Source organism: Maribacter taeanensis (assembly GCF_047345145.1).
Lineage (GTDB): Bacteria > Bacteroidota > Bacteroidia > Flavobacteriales > Flavobacteriaceae > Maribacter_C.
This window is the reverse complement of the sequence record NZ_JBLFER010000001.1, coordinates 1,275,430-1,292,513: the sequence shown is the minus strand read 5'-3', so window position 1 is coordinate 1,292,513 and position 17,084 is coordinate 1,275,430. Positions and strand designations below refer to the sequence as shown.

General features: G+C 39.5%; 17 protein-coding genes. 12 read left to right on the top strand and 5 right to left on the bottom strand.

Annotated features, from left to right (window positions below; all coding sequences use genetic code 11):
- Positions 1 to 2: 2 nt before the first annotated feature.
- Entirely contained in the window at positions 3 to 884 is an 882-nt protein-coding gene (locus ACKWCD_RS05630; protein ID WP_413982954.1) for a hypothetical protein, read from the bottom strand.
- An 83-nt stretch (positions 885 to 967) separates the two neighbouring features.
- On the opposite strand from ACKWCD_RS05630, the gene ACKWCD_RS05625 reads away from it, so the two are divergent.
- From ACKWCD_RS05625 to ACKWCD_RS05615, 3 genes are read left to right on the top strand one after another with little or no spacing between them, the layout of a single operon-like run.
- On the top strand, positions 968 to 2,035 hold the full coding sequence (locus tag ACKWCD_RS05625; RefSeq protein ID WP_413982953.1) for a ThiF family adenylyltransferase: 1,068 nt from the start codon (positions 968 to 970) through the stop codon (positions 2,033 to 2,035).
- Entirely contained in the window at positions 2,026 to 2,805 is a 780-nt protein-coding gene (locus ACKWCD_RS05620; protein WP_413982952.1) for a sulfite exporter TauE/SafE family protein, read from the top strand. The genes ACKWCD_RS05625 and ACKWCD_RS05620 overlap by 10 nt, the downstream gene beginning before the upstream one ends.
- A 15-nt stretch (positions 2,806 to 2,820) precedes the next feature.
- A complete protein-coding gene (locus ACKWCD_RS05615) occupies positions 2,821 to 3,618 on the top strand; it encodes a carbohydrate-binding family 9-like protein (RefSeq protein ID WP_413982951.1) in 798 nt (265 codons plus the stop codon).
- On the opposite strand, the gene ACKWCD_RS05610 is transcribed toward ACKWCD_RS05615, so the two are convergent.
- The 3 genes from ACKWCD_RS05610 to moaA all read right to left on the bottom strand — a co-directional run bounded on the left by ACKWCD_RS05610 (position 3,619) and on the right by moaA (position 6,387).
- A complete protein-coding gene (locus tag ACKWCD_RS05610; RefSeq protein WP_413982950.1) occupies positions 3,619 to 4,077 on the bottom strand; it encodes a hypothetical protein in 459 nt (152 codons plus the stop codon).
- 9 nt (positions 4,078 to 4,086) lie between these two features.
- Entirely contained in the window at positions 4,087 to 5,301 is a 1,215-nt protein-coding gene (locus tag ACKWCD_RS05605) for a molybdopterin molybdotransferase MoeA (RefSeq protein ID WP_413982949.1), read from the bottom strand.
- 102 nt (positions 5,302 to 5,403) lie between these two features.
- A complete protein-coding gene (gene moaA, locus ACKWCD_RS05600) occupies positions 5,404 to 6,387 on the bottom strand; it encodes a GTP 3',8-cyclase MoaA (RefSeq protein ID WP_413982948.1) in 984 nt (327 codons plus the stop codon).
- 89 nt (positions 6,388 to 6,476) lie between these two features.
- On the opposite strand from moaA, the gene ACKWCD_RS05595 reads away from it, so the two are divergent.
- A complete protein-coding gene (locus ACKWCD_RS05595) occupies positions 6,477 to 7,583 on the top strand; it encodes an XdhC family protein (RefSeq protein ID WP_413982947.1) in 1,107 nt (368 codons plus the stop codon).
- 139 nt (positions 7,584 to 7,722) lie between these two features.
- Here ACKWCD_RS05595 and ACKWCD_RS05590 read toward each other — a convergent pair whose 3' ends face one another.
- Positions 7,723 to 8,895 carry a cysteine desulfurase family protein gene (locus tag ACKWCD_RS05590; protein ID WP_413982946.1) on the bottom strand — a complete coding sequence of 391 codons (1,173 nt, stop codon included), beginning with the start codon at positions 8,893 to 8,895 and terminating at the stop codon, positions 7,723 to 7,725.
- A 199-nt stretch (positions 8,896 to 9,094) separates the two neighbouring features.
- Between ACKWCD_RS05590 and ACKWCD_RS05585 the strand changes: the two genes are divergently transcribed.
- From ACKWCD_RS05585 to ACKWCD_RS05550, 8 genes are all read left to right on the top strand, one after another.
- Positions 9,095 to 9,964, top strand: coding sequence for an FAD binding domain-containing protein (locus tag ACKWCD_RS05585; protein WP_413982945.1), 870 nt, complete (start codon positions 9,095 to 9,097; stop codon positions 9,962 to 9,964).
- A 7-nt stretch (positions 9,965 to 9,971) separates the two neighbouring features.
- Entirely contained in the window at positions 9,972 to 10,463 is a 492-nt protein-coding gene (locus ACKWCD_RS05580) for a (2Fe-2S)-binding protein (RefSeq protein WP_413982944.1), read from the top strand.
- A gap of 18 nt (positions 10,464 to 10,481) precedes the next feature.
- On the top strand, positions 10,482 to 12,848 hold the full coding sequence (locus tag ACKWCD_RS05575; protein WP_413982943.1) for an aerobic carbon-monoxide dehydrogenase large subunit: 2,367 nt from the start codon (positions 10,482 to 10,484) through the stop codon (positions 12,846 to 12,848).
- A 277-nt stretch (positions 12,849 to 13,125) separates the two neighbouring features.
- Positions 13,126 to 13,596 (top strand): SRPBCC family protein, encoded by a 471-nt coding sequence (locus ACKWCD_RS05570; RefSeq protein ID WP_413982942.1) that lies wholly within the window; start codon positions 13,126 to 13,128, stop codon positions 13,594 to 13,596.
- Positions 13,597 to 13,671: 75 nt separating this feature from the next.
- Positions 13,672 to 14,544, top strand: coding sequence for an AAA family ATPase (locus tag ACKWCD_RS05565; protein WP_413982941.1), 873 nt, complete (start codon positions 13,672 to 13,674; stop codon positions 14,542 to 14,544).
- A gap of 27 nt (positions 14,545 to 14,571) precedes the next feature.
- The gene (locus tag ACKWCD_RS05560) at positions 14,572 to 14,877 is read left to right on the top strand and encodes a DUF1272 domain-containing protein (RefSeq protein WP_413982940.1); all 306 of its coding nucleotides are present in this window, start codon (positions 14,572 to 14,574) and stop codon (positions 14,875 to 14,877) included.
- 74 nt (positions 14,878 to 14,951) lie between these two features.
- Positions 14,952 to 16,088 carry a vWA domain-containing protein gene (locus ACKWCD_RS05555; RefSeq protein WP_413982939.1) on the top strand — a complete coding sequence of 379 codons (1,137 nt, stop codon included), beginning with the start codon at positions 14,952 to 14,954 and terminating at the stop codon, positions 16,086 to 16,088.
- Positions 16,081 to 17,082 carry an XdhC family protein gene (locus tag ACKWCD_RS05550; RefSeq protein ID WP_413982938.1) on the top strand — a complete coding sequence of 334 codons (1,002 nt, stop codon included), beginning with the start codon at positions 16,081 to 16,083 and terminating at the stop codon, positions 17,080 to 17,082. Before ACKWCD_RS05555 ends, ACKWCD_RS05550 begins: the two co-directional genes overlap by 8 nt.
- Positions 17,083 to 17,084 lie beyond the last annotated feature (2 nt).

The window sequence follows — 17,084 nt, the reverse complement described above, 5'->3', positions numbered from 1 at the left end:
ATTTAAATTTGAAAAAATTCATACGTTCGAGTCCATTCCTTTGTTTCGTTGGGTGCGATACTTATTTCAAAGAATAATTCTGGACTAATAACATGTTTCCAGCCCCAAAGATTTATTTTATTCGTTTGGAAACTGGTCTTTTCTCGAATCCCAACTTTGGATTTTAAGTGCAGGAGTTCCCAAGCGGCTGGCACACTTTTTCCTCCGGATAGGTCGCTAAAGAAGAATTGCTCATTTGGAGGGGCATTGGAGGCAACTTCTTTTTCACCAACAGATACTGCCATTTCAGGATTCACGGTCTCACCAAAAAGTTTGGGCTTTAAATCGAAAGGAAAGCTTAATCTAAAAATGTCTCCTATGGAATCATTGTTAATAGCCATAAAATTATGGACGTATTCATTAGTCTGAATTGTTTTCTTGCCAGTGTTCTTTAAGGAATAATTGATTGTAAGACTAGTTTCTTGTAATTCAATTTCTTTACGCAATTCGTACGAATATCTGTTAGCAACCGGAGAAACACAATGAATAAGTACTCGATTTCTATCCGTCCAAGTTCGAAATTTAGCGGGTTTAATTTTATATGGTTTATGAAACTCGTAGTTTTCATCTTCTTTTTTCAGTAATCCTACACCAATTTTATGAAACCACTCACCAATTTCAGCTTCATCGAAACCTAGAGCGGTTTCAATTCCAAATTCATTATAAAGCCCTTTTCCTAAAAGATTTTGATTTTGGAAATTAGGGTCTTCAATGCTTGTTAATTGAATATTTTTGAATTTTATATTCGTAATTTTTCCTGTCCAGTCAAATCTTGAGAAACCATAATTTTCATTAGGAAAGTCGATTTGAACTTCCAGATTTTTATTTTTAAGAATATACCCCATAAGACGAAGTTATCAAATTGGAACCGATTTCAGTTTAGGAAAATCTTGATAAAGACCACCTCCCTTTTTACTATATTAGACAAATGAACCAAGAGCGCTACACACGACAGACAATCCTCAAGGGATTTGGCCTTGAAGGTCAAAAAAAACTGGTAAAAGCTAAGATTTTGGTTATTGGTGCTGGCGGACTTGGGGTCCCTGTTCTGACTTATCTCAACGCCATGGGAGTTGGAAAAATAGGCATTGTGGACAATGATGTTGTTTCCATAACGAATTTACATCGTCAAGTACTGTATGACGAGGGTGATATTGGAGAATCCAAAGTAATTGCGGCCCTTAAGAAACTCATGGCGCAAAATCCAGATGGTGAGATTGTCGTTTACAATACTTTTTTAACCACTAAAAACGCAATTGAAATTATAACGGATTATGATGTTGTAGTCGATACTTCGGATAACTTTCCGACACGTTATTTGGTAAATGATGCTTGCGTGATTCTAAACAAACCTTTTGTCTATGGCGCGTTACACGGCTATGAAGGTCAAGTGAGTGTTTTCAATTACAAAGGCGGACCAACCTATCGCTGCCTCTTTCCTCAAATGCCAAAGGAAAATGAAGTGCCGAATTGTAATGAGCATGGCGTTCTAGGAATCATTCCAGGAATCATAGGAAATCTCCAAGCTCTAGAAGCAGTAAAAGTAATCGTAGGAATAGGTGAAGTACTCTCAGGAAAGCTTTTAATCTTTGACGGACTCCAACAATCCTATCAAAAAATAAAATTCAAATTAAACTCCGAAAATCGAAAGCGTAAAAAGCTTCAAGATTTTTATGAATGGAATGACCCTTGTGAAATTATTCCTAACGTTTCCGCAGATGAACTTCAAAATCTATTATCTGATAAGGCTCAAATAATTGATGTGCGAACAATTGAGGAATATGAAAATTATCACATTCCTGAGTCAATACACATTCCATTAGATAGCTTGGAAACCAATTCGGATAAAATTAATTTTTCGATTCCCGTCTATTTGTTATGTCAATCAGGAAAGCGCAGCGAAACTGCCTTCAGACAATTAAAAGAGAAACATCCTGAAAGTTCTCTTTTTAGTATTTTAGGAGGCCTAAACCAGTATTTGGCTGCATGCTCCTAACCGTTCCCGAACTTGTATTGTTAATGCTTGGCTTTTTAGTCATTGCTACTCTATACTCATCCGTAGGTTTTGGCGGAGGTTCAAGTTATTTGGCACTTTTAGCTTTGGTTTTTGTTAGTTTCTTTGCTATCCGAAGTACTGCTCTAATTTGTAATCTCGTTGTTGTCTCTGGGAGTAGTTACCTCTATTGGAAAAAGGGGCATCTAGACTTTAAAAAATTTCTCCCCTTTATAGTAACCAGTATTCCTTTGGCTTTTTTAGGGGCACGATTCCGATTGTCCGAAAGTACTTTTTTTATTATTCTCGGGGCAGCCTTAATCATTTCTTCTTTGGCTTTGATTTACCAAACGTTCAAGGGAAGTAAATCAGAGGAAGTAAATCCAAATTACCCACCATATGTTACCTATTTATTGGGAGCAGGAATCGGATTACTATCGGGACTTGTTGGTATTGGTGGAGGCATCTTTTTAGCTCCTGTTCTCCATCATATGAAATGGGATAAATCCATAAAAATAGCGGCATTGGCAAGCTTTTTCATTCTGGTAAATTCGGCATCTAGCGTCGGAGGTTTATTGACAAAAGGTACTTTTGAATTCCCATGGATAGAAGGGGCTGGACTTGTGCTTGCAGTTTTTATTGGAGGGCAAATAGGTGTCCGTCTAAGTTTAAGTAAACTTACTGGTAATGGTATCAAGGTTGTTACTGCAATTTTAGTACTTCTAGTTGGTATTCGGGTGCTATTGATAAATGGCTTGCAGTTAGCGTTTTAAAATAAATTCTTTACTATGAAAGTAGATTATAAAGCTCAGAAAATAAATGAGCAAATAGAGATTGATGGCAACATCGATAAACCAATATGGAAGAATGCCACATGGAGCAAACGCTTTGTAGATATGGTAACTGGTGATTTGGGAATGTATAATACCCAGTCTGCAATGCTTTGGAATGATTCCCATCTTTACTTTGCCTTCGATGCAGAAGAGCCTTTTTTAGAGGCTAAATTGACAGAGCGTGATAGTATCATTTTTTTAGAAAATGATTTGGAAATCTTTATTGATGGGGGCGATTGCTATTATGAACTTGAGGTGAATGCAGCGAATACGATTTATGAGGTATTTTTTATTTGGAAAGATGCTTATCAAAAAGGAGGTAAGTTTGATATTCAACAATTTGATGTACATCAGAGAGATGCCTATACCTTTGGAGGGGATTATGACCGTACAGGCGCTTCCTTCTGGAAAGGTACCAATCCACGCGGAATACGATGGGCCTTTACTGATTTTGATATGGAAGGTCTAGAAACCGCGGTCAAGTTAGACGGAACTCTAAATGACAATAGCGACGTAGATAAAGGATGGAGTTTAGAAATTGCCATTCCCTGGGAAAGCTTGAAGATTTTAGCAAACGGAAGAACAATTCCTCCCTCTGATGGTGATATATGGAGTATGTTTATCGGAAGGTTTCAAAAGCTGATGTTAAGCGGAATAGAAGTACAACCGCATCCTGCGATGGCATTGAATAGTCATGGTATTTACGATACGCATATGCCTTCAAAATGGAGTAAGATTGAATTTGTTAAATAACTAGGAGACTACCTCACCTTTCCTTCCAAATCGGATAAATCGATAGAAATATTGAAAGTTACCATTATACCAAATGGCGAAGATAAATGCAATATAGATTAGCCAGTCAGGCATGAATACTGCGATGTTGAAATAAGTTTTTAAAACTAAAAAGGCTAGAGCAATACCTGAAATAGCTAAAGAGACAAGAGTTCTTTTATCTTTTCGATTCATCAGAATCATTGTGATAATCAGAAGTCCCATTACCGGTTTTGTATGCAGTAAAACTGGCACAAGTGTACCATACTCGATATCAAAGAAGAGCACCATAGCACTCATATAGGCGGTCATACAAAGCGGACACTTCGGAATAAGAATCAATAAAACAGTAGAAAGGAAGGACATAGAGCCATTTGCCGCTTCCACTTTTTTAGTGGTTTGCAGCTTGCTTTTACAACAGCCTGTCTTTGTGATTTCCATTGAAGGGGATTACCATTTCGTTCGATAAGATACGAAAGGATAAACCTCATTCGCAAAAAATTGGCTTTTATTTTGCGGTAATATTAAAAATCCGTCAGTTTTTACGAGATTTGCGAAATCGCCAGAACCATTTCCTTTTATGGCTTCAGCAACTAAACTTCCATCCGATTGACTTTCCAAAGTTGCTTCTAAAAAATAGACCAAATCTGGTTTGAATTCCACATCGTTTTTCAGCTTCACGTAAAGGGTTTCGGGTTCTATTCCTAAGGATTTTTGTAACCAAAATCGCAAATACATATACACACAAACAAAAGAAGAAACCGGATTCCCCGGAAGCGCAAAAATCTTTTTTCCATTGGTATTGCTACCAAACCAAAAAGGCTTCCCGGGACGTTGTTGAATTTTATGAAAATGCTTCCTGACTTTAAGTTCTTCTAATACATCGGGTAGGTAATCAAATATACCTTTGGATACGCCTCCTGTAAAAATAAATAGGTCAAATTCCTCCAAGGCTTTTGAGATAACCTGAAGCATTTCTGATTTGTCATCAGCCAAATGTTTCAATTCAGCGGGGACTCCCCATTCTTTTAGGGTAGCCTGAATTCCGTAGATGTTTGACCTTCTTATTTGATGTAATTTGGGAATCTGGTCAACAGGCACCAACTCATCTCCAGTAGAAAATATAACCACCTTGGGCATCTTGCGTACTTGAAGAGTAGCCTTTCCAACAGCAGCGGCAATGTTGATTTCAGCACTTGATAGTTGTTGCCCTTTAGGAACTATAACCGTGCCTTTAGCAATATCGATTCCTTTAAAATGTACATTTTGTTTGTACTTTAAGGCATCAAGATTGATAGTAGCTTTTTTATCTTCAATCGTTAGGTCTTCATAGCGAATTACCGTATCAACTCCGTTTGGCATTATTGCACCCGTCATTACTTCGATGCAATTCGAAGTGTCTGTAAGTGTTTTTTGAGAAGTCCCTGCAGCGGCGGTGTCTTCGATATGGAAATCTCTTTTTCCAGATTCGAATGTGGAATAGACAATGGCAATACCATCCATAGTGACTCGATCGAAAGGAGGAAAGTCGCGGTCAGCTACTAAGTCTTCCGCAAGGTAGGCACCAATGCAGTTTTCTAAATTTCTTGATTCTATTGGGAAATCACCTTTGTGTTCTGCTAAAATCGAAAGGGCTTTTTCGTATGGGATAAAAGTGTTATTCATTTTTTTAGCTGTTAGCCTTTAGCTTTTAGCTTTCAGCTAATTTTTAAAACGGTATTCAATTTTCTTCTTTTGCCAACTGCCAACTGCCAACTGCCAACTGTTTCACCCCCCAATACTGCTCATACTCTGCATTGCTTCCTTCGGAGCTTTGCGCATTTTTTCAGCTTCAAATCCGTCTTTTGGTTTCAACCGAACAATTTCACGGAACTTATCCGCCAATTCATTTTCTGTAACTCCAGAACGCATATAATCACGGATATTGAAAACACCATCGTCGTACAAACAACTTTTGATTTCTCCTTTGGAAGAAATCCGTAGTCGATTACAAGTATTGCAAAAGGTTCTTGAGAAGGCTGCGATTACGCCAATATTTCCTTTGTATCCGGTAACGGAAAGTAAATTAGCAGTATCTCCATGTTTACTCGGAATCTTTTCTAAATTCGAATAATGTGCATTTAAATCCGCATGAATATCTCGAGCAGAATACATTTCTATATTTTCCTTGTATCCGCCATTAAAGGGCATTTCTTCAATAAAGCGAACATCCACAGGATAATCCTTAGCAAGCTCTGCTAAAGGAATAATATCTTGGGTATTAATGCCTTTCATGATAACCGCATTCAACTTGATTTTAAATCCGTTATCAATTAGCATATGAAAGGTCTGCATTACTTTTTCAAAGTCATCACGACGTGTGATTTTATGAAAGCGTTCCTTATCCAATGAATCAATGCTGAGGTTGATTTTGGTAATGCCCAATTCTTTCAATTTCGGAATATGTTTTTGTAAAAGGGTTCCGTTTGACGTAATATGAATGGATTCAAAGTCATCCAAACCAGCAGTATTTTCCAACAATTGCATGAAGTCTTTGCGTAGAAAAGGTTCTCCACCAGTAAACCGGACTTTCTTAAAACCGAGTCCCCCTAAAACTCTTAGCAAACGAGTAATTTCCTCATAGCTAAGCAGATGGGCTTTTGGTTCATATGGAATACCTTCTGCAGGCATACAATAAAAGCAGCGCAAATTACAGCGGTCCGTTACGGCAATGCGTACATAGTCTATTTCTCTGTTAAAAGAGTCTTTCATAATCTTTCTCCGCAATTTGAACATTCAATATAGCTATTTTAGATATATTAGAGGGGTTATTGCGAAAAAGAAAAAGACCTCTCGAGAACATGAAAGAAATCAAATCTATACTTCAACTTTATAATTCTTTAAAAGCCTCTGGGGAAAAATGTGCCATTGCGCAGGTGGTTCGCGTGGAGGAATCCTCATATCGGCGGGAAGGGGCAAGAATGCTTGTTTTTGAATCAGGTGTTTTTGAGGGAGGAATCAGTGGAGGATGTTTGGAGGGAGATGCTTTACAACGTTCTCAAATAGCCATTCTTAAACAACAACCTTCCATTGTGACCTATGATACTTCTAAAGAAAACGAAATAGGCGTAGGCTTGGGCTGCAACGGAGTCATCGACGTTTTGATATCCCCAATTTCCGAAAATTCTACTACCTTAGAGATGCTTCAAAAATGTGTTTCCGATAGGGGGGAACATATCATCGCCACGGTAACAGCTTTAAATAAGGAAATTGACGCCATCCCTCTTGGAAGAAGTTTCTACTATGATAAGGATTCCGCCTCCTTGGAAGATTGCCAACATGACGGTTTACGAAATTTTCTTCAGGATAAAATTCGAGACGTACTAGAAAAGAAAAAATCCAAAACCTATCATTTTGAGGAAGAAGGTGTAAATGCGAGTGTTTTTATAGAATTAATTCCACCACAATTTCATCTGGCGATTTACGGAGATAATTACGATGTCTATCCGATGCTGGAAATGGCAAATCTGATGGATTGGGATGTGAGCCTGGTAGGTAATGTTCAAAAACTGAAGAAGGAAAAGTTACAATCAGTAAAAAACATATACTTGAAAGATGGCGAAGCACGTCCTGAAATAGACCACCGTACCGCAATCATACTTATGGCACATGATTATAAAACCGATTATGCGAATTTGCAGCAGCTGATAAAGACTCCTTCCCCATATATCGCTTCTTTAGGTCCAAGAAAACGTTTTGACAAGATGATTGGAGAATTCAAAGCAAATGGAGTTGAGTTCTCAAATGAAGAATTACATAGAATTTATGCCCCTTGTGGGTTGGAAATAGGCGCCAATACTCCCGAGGAAATCGCAATGAGTTTGTTTAGTGAGATTCTAGGTGTCTTTTCAGGAAAAGCAGGTGGAATGTTGCGGGAGAAAAGTGGGCCGATTCATGAACGAAATTGAATACCAGAGTTTCCCCTTGAGCAAGAGTTTCCTCTCTCGGGAGGGGATTAAGGGTTGGGTTTAAACGCAAAGAGCGCAAAGAGCGCAAAGAAAAATAAACAGTTCAACTGTTCACTGCTAATGCCCACTGAATAATCGCTTACCGTCGCTCCCAAAGAATATTAGCTTCACGTTGTTTAGCAACCTCTTTAGTAATAATCTCAACAGCATTTTTTATATCTTTTTCAGTAGTGTATCTCCCGATACTCAATCGTAAAGACGCATAAGCTAAACTTCGTTCAATACCCATTGCAGTTAAAACATGGGAAGGTTCCACGGAAGCCGAATTACAAGCTGAGCCATTGGAGATGGCAATTTGTCGACTTAAGGCAGTTAATAGATTTGCGCCATCAACAAAAGGAAAAGAAATATGTACTGTATTAGGTAGGCGTTCGCTATTTACACTATTGGAAACCGCCATTTCAATTTCAAGCAAGCCTGCTTCTAATTGATTCCGTAAGTTTTCTAATCGTTTCTTTTCTGTACCCAAATTTGTAAACGCTAATTCTATGGCTTTTGCAAACCCAACAATCAAAGGAGTATTAATCGTGCCCCCTCGTTGCCTTTTTTGTTGCCCGCCTCCTTGAATAAAGCTAGGCAGACTATCTCCATCTTCATTATCCTTAATGTATACCAAACCGATTCCTTTTGGGCCATAAACTTTATGGGCAGAAAAGCAGGCGAAATCCACTTGGTTGAGGACTTCTGTCATCTCTACTTTCCCCAAAGCTTGAGTAGTATCCGAAAACAGCAAACTTCCGTTTTCATGTGTTAGTTTTGCTATCTCATCCAAAGGTTGAATGATTCCTGTTTCATTATTGGCGTATAGAATCGAAACCAAAATAGTGTCAGGTCGCAGCGTTTTGTTTAAGCTTTCTAAAGAAATCAATCCATCGGAATCTACATCCAAATAACTGATTTCAAAACCATCTTCTTCCAAAAAAGTACAAGTATCTAATACTGCTTTATGTTCTGCCTTGGTAGTAATGATGTGTTTTCCTTTGGATTGCATTTTTCGGGCAACTCCCTTCAATACCATATTAATACTTTCAGTAGATCCAGAAGTGTATACCAAACTACTTGGAGAAACTCCTAAATTTTTCGCTATAGATAATGTAGCATCTTCAACAGCACTTTTGGCCAACCAACCGTAAGGGTGATGACTGCTTGAGGGATTCCCGAAGTCTTCATGAAAATGAGGCAGCATGGCATCAACAACTTCCTGTGAACAGGGAGTGGTTGCATTGTAGTCAAAATAGAGTTGGGAATACATAAAGTAACTTCCGTTTTTGGTCTGAAGCTAAAGGTAAGGATTATATCAAAATCGAAATGGATGACAGAATTTCGGAAGCTTGAAAGTTAATTCTGATACATGGATTATTAAATCGTTAAACAAAATACACATATGTTGTGACATCGAAAAAAATACGATATATTTAATGCTTACCTCTTAATTTAATTCACAAATAATTATGATTCCAGCTAATTTCAATTATCACAAGGCGACTTCCGTAAAAGAAGCCATCGCTTTGTCATCTGAACTTGGTGAGGAGGCAAAATACATGTCGGGCGGGCATAGTCTGCTACCGATGATGAAACTACGCTTTGCCACTCCCGAACACATTATCGATATCAGTAAAATCGATGGACTATCCTATATTAAGGAAGACGGCGATATGCTAAAAATAGGTGCGTTGACGACTCAAACCGAGATGGAACATAACGCATTATTGAAGGAAAGCTATCCGATTTTAGGAGATGCGATTTGGCTAACTGCGGACCCATCTGTAAGAAATGTAGGCACTATTGGTGGTAACATTGCTCACGGAGATGCTGCCAATGACCAACCAGCATTAATGCTAGCGATGCGAGCAACGGTTGTTGCGGAAGGGTCAGACGGGACGAAATCAATTCCCATCGATGAATTTTTCCACGGATTTTATATGACGGCTTTGGAGCCTTCTGATATCCTGACGGAGATTCAAATTCCGAAAGCAAAAAAGAATAGTGGCGGTGCCTATCATAAGGTAGAACGAAAAGTTGGCGATTATGCTACGGCTGGAGTTGCGGTTTATGTGGAATTGGATGATAATGGTGTTTGTCAGCAAGTAGGTATCGGACTCACTAACGTAAGTGCAGTACCCATGCGACTAGAAAGAGGTGAAGAGGTATTGCGAGGACAAAAGATAACAGATGAACTTATTGAGCAAGTAGGACAAATTGCCAGTGAAGACTGCGAGCCTGAATCAGACTTAAGAGGTTCCGAAGCTTACAAAAGGTCTATCGTAAATACAATTACTAAAAGAATGTTGAATAAGGCTTTGGAAAGAGCAAGACAATAAGATAGCTATGGGAAAACACAATATAACAATGACAATAAATGGGGAAAGTGTTTCTGCTGAGGTAGATTCTCGCTTACTCCTCGTACATTTTATTCGAGAAAATCTAGATTTAACAGGTACGCACATTGGTTGCGATACTTCCAACTGTGGAGCCTGTACGATTATGTTAGACGGCAAGTCTGTGAAATCATGTACCTATTTGGCCGTTCGCGCTGATGGTGCCGAAATCACTACTATAGAAGGTGTTGCTGCCGAAGGTACCAACAGTCATTTGCAACAAGCATTTCACGACCAACATGGTCTGCACTGTGGATTTTGTACTCCGGGAATGATAATCCGTTCTATGGATTTATTGAAAAACAATCCGAACCCAACAGAAGAAGAAATTCGCTGGGGAATCTCAGGAAACCTTTGCAGATGCACTGGGTATAATAATATTGTAAAGTCTGTTCAACAAGCTGCCACAGAAATGGCCAAAGAAAAAGAAGCTTCAGTCTAACCTCTAAATAAAGAAACTATGTTTAAATGTAAAACATCACCAGAGGTAGGCGGAATGGGTCACTCTGTAAAAAGAAAAGAAGATGCTCGGTTTTTGCACGGCAAAGGAAACTATGTCGATGATACAAAACTGCCTGGGCAACTACATATGGTTATGGTTCGTAGTCCGTATGCCTATGCAAAAATTAAGAGTATCAATAAAGAAAAAGCACTTGCTATAGATGGCGTTTTGGCTGTCATCACCGGATACGACTTAAAGGAGTTCAATTTACATTGGATGCCAACCTTATTGTCTGATACGCAAATGGTATTGCCAACAGATACGGTCATGCACCAGTCACAAGAAGTCTGTGCGGTAATTGCTACCGATAGATATGTAGCTGTTGATGGCGCAGAAGCTGTTGAGGTTGAGTATGAACCGATGCAGGCGATTGTTGACCCATTTAAGGCTTTGGATGAAGGTGCGCCTTTATTGCGTCCGGATAAAGAAGGACAAGAGGACAATCAAATTTACCATTGGGAAAGAGGAGATAGAGCGAAGACCGATGAGGTTATCGCAAATGCGGATGTCGTTGTAAAAGAACGCATCTATCTACCAAGAATTCACGTAGCTTCTATCGAAACTTGTGGTTGCAATGCTTCCTATGATAAGGATACGCAAAAACTGACCGTTTACTTAACGACTCAAGCACCACACGCAATTCGAACTGTTGTAGCATTGGTTGCGGGACATGTTGGACTATCCGAGGAAAAGATTCGAATTATTTCTCCGGATATTGGAGGAGGATTTGGAGGGAAAGTTCCTGTTTATCCAGCTTATGTAGTTGCGATTGCGGCAACTTTCTTAATCGGGAAGCCTGTCAAATGGATTGAAGACCGTTCAGAAAATTTAGTTAACGGTTTTGCACGTGATTATCATATGGATTGTGAGTTAGCGGCTACGAAGGATGGAAAAATCCAAGCCTTCAAAGTTTCGACTTTAGCTGACCATGGCTATACAGATTCTTCAGCGAATCCATCAAAATACCCTACGGGAATGTTTTCAATCTGTACAGGTTCGTATGATTATGAGCACGCTTTCGCGGAATTGGATGCGGTATATACCAACAAAGCCCCGGGTGGAGTTGCCTATCGTTGCTCCTTCCGTGTAACGGAGGCGGTGCATGCGATTGAACGTATGGTTGATAAATTGGCTGCTGAAATCGACAAAGACCCAGCGCTTTTGCGTTTTGAGAACTTTATTAAGAAAGAGCAATTTCCGTACGAATCTCCTTTAGGATGGAGTTATGATAGTGGAGATTATAAAGCTACGCTGGAAAAGGCGATGGAAATGATTGGCTATGATGATTATAAAAAAGAGCAAGCAGAAAAACGTGCCCAAGGAAAATTAATGGGTATCGGAATTTGCACCTTTACGGAAGTAGTAGGAGCAGGGCCTTCCAAAGACTTTGATATCTTAGGAATTGCCATGTTTGATAGTGCTGAAATACGTGTACATCCAACAGGAAAAGCACTTGCACGTTTTGGAACTAAATCCCAAGGACAAGGTCACGAAACCACCTACGCGCAGATTCTGGCAGAAGAATTAGGAATCCCTTATACCGACATTGAAATCGATGAAGGTGATACGGATACTGCTCCATACGGATTAGGTACCTACGCAAGTAGAAGTACACCAACAGCGGGTGCTGCAGCGGCAATCGCGGCACGTAAACTGCGTGATAAGGGAAAGAAAATTGCAGCCCACTTGTTAGAAGTTAGCGAAGAAGATATCGAATGGGAGGTAGGGAAGTACTTTGTAAAAGGAGCTCCGGAGAAGTCGAAGACGATTCAGGACGTGGCCTTTGCAGCCTATACCAATATCCCACCAGGGTTGGAACCAGGTTTCGAAGCAACACATTACTACGATCCACCAAATTTAACTTTCCCGAACGGCGCATATATCTGCGTAGTTGAGGTTGAAGAAGAAACTGGTGCGATTGATGTAAAACGTTTTGTAGCAATTGATGACTGTGGAAATATCATCAATCCGATGATTGTTGAAGGACAAGTTCATGGCGGATTAACTCAAGGTATTGCTCCGGCAATGTATGAAGGCATCGAATATGATGACGAAGGAAATGTACTAAACGGAACCCTTATGGATTACCTAGTGCCGACGGCAGTAGAATCCCCACATTGGGAAACCGGTCATACGATTACACCATCACCACATCATCCCTTAGGGGCAAAAGGTGTAGCAGAATCTCCAACCGTAGGAGCACCACCAGCAATTGCAAATGCAATTATTGATGCCGTAGCGCCCTTAGGAATTAAACACTTGGATATTCCAATCACCCCTGCAAAGGTTTGGGAAGCAATTCAAGCGCAGAAGGCGAAAGCTTAGTTTTAGGTACGAGGTACAAAATACCAAGTACAAAGTTGAAATAAAGAAGGGTGAAAGGTTGAGGTAAAAGTTTAAGGTAAATAAACAAGGTGGAACTATATGGGCTCCTTCCCCAGATAGGGGAAGGTGTCCGCCAGCTGGCGGACGGAAGGGGTGAAAGCCCAATCCATCATCCGACCCTCTTAACCCTATCAGAAGCGCAACCCTTAAACAAAGCGCAGAACACGAATTAAATAGATTCCCGCCTTTGCGGGAATGACAATAAAATTAGAATTGTATGAAAACACAATTAGATAAATCATTCGAAGTACCCCAAGGCACCGAACTAGTCTGGGAACACCTAATCGACCCAGAAAAAATAATGGATTGCGTACCGGGAGTCTCTATTGACGAAAAAGTAGGCGATAACCATTACAAAGGAAAAGTGGGTATGAAGTTCGGTCCAATGGGCGTGAAATACAATGCCGATATTTATTACAATGAGATTGATGTTGAAAACCGAAAAATTATCATTTCAGGTGACGGTGTCGATGCCAAGGGAAATGGAAATGCAGAAATGAAAATGACGATTGACCTCTCTGAACGTGATGAAGGTGGCGTGAAACTAGATGCTATCATGGATGTTACTGTAAACGGAAAGATTGCCCAGTTTGGTTCGCGATTGATTAGCACGGTCTCGAATCAATTGTTCAAACAATTTGTTACAAATTTCTCTAAGAAACTTGCCGCAGCAGAGGCAGCAGCATAGATAGTCCCGATAATCCTGTAATCAAAAGCTATGCTCCCCCGAGCATAGCTTTTACAGTAATTTAAAATTTAACTTTTGAACAAAGACATTGAAGCGCTGATAAAAGATTTTTATGAGCACGATTACATATTGAATGAAGAATTGGCGACCTCTATTTTTCTATTGAAAAACTTGGAGAAGCCTTTATTACTAGAAGGTAATCCCGGAGTAGGGAAGACCATGTTGGCCAAAACTTTGGCAGAACATCTAGGTACGAATTTGATTCGTTTACAATGCTATGAAGGACTGGATGTTAATACAACAATTTACGAATGGAATTATCAAAAACAACTCCTTCACATCAAGCTTTTCGAGCAAGAAAAAGACAAGAAAGCCTTAGGAAATCAAATCTTTGGAATGGATTATGTCCTTCAAAGACCTTTATTGCAATCCATTAGTGCAGATAAACCCGTAGTATTATTAATTGATGAAATTGACAGGGCAGACGAAGAGTTCGAGGCCTATTTGTTGGAATTATTATCCGATTTTCAAATCAGCATTCCCGAATTGGGAACGATTCCGGCCAAATCAAAACCTTTGGTCATCTTGACTTCCAACCGCACTAGAGAGTTAAGTGATGCGTTACGTAGAAGATGCCTTTACCATTGGGTAGACTTTCCATCGAAAACAGGTGAGATAGATATCATTGCCAAGAAACTCCCCAATATCGATGAAGAATTGGCAACGCAAGTAGTGACTTTTATTCATAACCTAAGAAAGTCAAGCCTGCATAAACCTCCCGGGATAGCAGAATCATTGGACTGGGCAAAAACCCTGTTGCTGATGAACCAGAAAAACATCACGGATGAGATTGTAAAAACAACTATTGGTAGTGTATTGAAACATAAAGATGATGTGGAGTTTGTTAGAAATAAGACAGTACAAGAGTTTTTGGTTCCTATTACCTAGTTGAAAGTAATTTATAAATAACACGATATGCTAGAAATAAGACCTATTTGTGAAAATTGTGCCAAACCATTGCCAAACGAGAGCGATGAGGCAATGATATGTTCATTTGAATGCACTTTTTGTGCTGATTGCGCCAATGGCTTTCTTGACAATGTTTGTCCGAATTGTGGTGGCGGTTTTTCAAAACGCCCTACCAGACCAACAAAAGGAGTCACAAAATATAGTACAATTAATTTTCCACCCATTACTGAAAAACTTCATAATCCTGTCGATATGGAAAAATTCAAAGCGCTTCATGATACAAACGGAAATGTTAACCCAAGAGAACGCTAGTTTTTTGAAGCTCAGGCTCAGATATGAAGACGAATCCAACAATCTAAGAATCCAACAATCCAATAATCTAGTAAGTGGAAGCCGTAACCAAAACCTTCAAAGAACGCTTAATCGACTTTACGATGTATTGTCGCGAGCGTCAGTTTGTGTTGGGTCCTCAAGAAACTAGAGATGCTTTTGAAATTGCAGAGCGCGGTTATGCGCTTGACCGTACCTTGTTCCAATACAGCCTAAAGGCCATTTATTGCAAACGGAAAGAGCACTTTGACCGCTTTGATGAAATGTTCCAACGTTTCTGGAGTCGGTACTACGAGGAGAAGCTAGAGCAGCGGAAGAAGCAAATCAAACAACTCAAAAAGGAAAAAGATACAGCGACCGTCATTTTTCTGGGAACTGAATTTAAACTCCCAAAGAAAGAAGTCAAGGAACAAGAAGCCAAGGAGACTGTTGGTGCAAATGAAAGCATTCGATTGCGGATGACGGATTTCTCAAAAGTAGATGTTACAGATAAAGAAAAGTTAGAAGAACTGGCCGAGGAACTCTTTCATCAAATGAGTATGCGTTTTAAACGTCGTTTAGAAAATGCGAACAAAGGCGGTATCGATATCCGAAATACAATTCGTCATGGGGTTTCCAAAGGGGGGATGCTCTTAGATTTATCGTACAAACGCAAACGTAAAGAAAAACGCAAAGTCGTTTTTATTCTAGACGTAAGCGGTTCTATGGATACTTATAGCTATTATCTATTGCGGTATGTGATGGTGTTAAAAAAGTATTTTAAAAGTCTGGAGTTCTTTACCTTTAGTACGGAATTGACACACGTGACACCGCTATTACGACAAAATAACGAACAGGAAGTTTTAAAGCAGATTGGTAAGAATGTACATTCGTGGTCCAGTGGTACGAAGATAGGGGAGTCCTTAACGGAATTTCTTTCCGTCTACGGAAGTAAATTTTTAAGTCAAAAACATATAGTCGTCGTTTTAAGCGACGGATTAGAAACCGGAAACGTAACCGTATTAAAAGAAGCCGTTAGAACCATACGAAGAAAATGCAAAACCTTGGTATGGCTCAACCCCTTAAAGGGAATGGAAGGTTACCAACCTATTCAAAAAGGAATGGTCAATGTGATGCCGCATTTAGATGCTTTTGAATCGGCACACAACTTGGATAGTCTATTAAAATTGGAAAAATTATTGATGGATGTTTAATGAAATTGCCTTAAAGATAGAAGAGCATCTGGCCAAAGGGTCCAACTTTGCCATCGCGCAAGTGATAGACCGTATCGCACCCAGTTCTGGAAAAGTAGGGGATAAGGCACTAATCTTGGAAACTGGAGAACTCATCGGTTGGATAGGTGGCGGCTGTGTACGCGGCATCGTCATTAAAGAAGCTCTAGATGTTATCAGAAGTAAACGCTACCGACGTGTTCGTATTTCTCCTGAAGGAGGCACTCGCGAAACAGCCACCTTCAAAGAATATATAATGTCTTGTCAAAGTAAAGGAACCTTAGAAGTTATGATAGAACCTATAATTCCACAACCAGAATTGATTATCGTAGGGAAGTCTAATATCGCAAGAAAACTATCGCTTTTGGCTTCAGCAGCCGATTTTAAAGTCTCGGTGATGGCTAGTGATGCTGATGTGCAAATGTTTCCTACGGCTTATCAAGTAAAAGATAAAGTGGATTTTAGATCCTTTAAAAGTGTTTCTAATACCTACATCATTGTGACTACACAAGGAGAAGATGATGAACTCTCCGTTAGAAAAGCTCTGCAAACAGCTGTAAAATTTGTGGGTTTCGTGGCAAGTGCCAAAAAATCCGAAGACATTCGAAAGTATCTCTTAGACCAAGGTATTTCAGAAAAACGAACTAGTCAATTGAGAAGCCCCGTTGGCTTAGATATCAATGCAAAATTAGCCAGTGAAGTGGCCATCAGTATTTTAGCAGAAATCATAGACCATTTTAGAAATGGGAATGCTGCTGATAATATGCCGGTTCATGAGGCATCAACTTCAGAAGGTGCTGAACCCGTTAATGAAAAGTTTGCCGAAGACTATTATATCAACCCCGTTTGTAATGTGCCTGTTTCTAAAAAGAACCCAAAACATATTCTCGAGTATGAGGGGGAAAAGGTGTATTTCTGTTGTGATGGGTGTAAGGTGAGTTTTGAAGAGGAGCCTTCAAAATATATTACTGCTTAGCT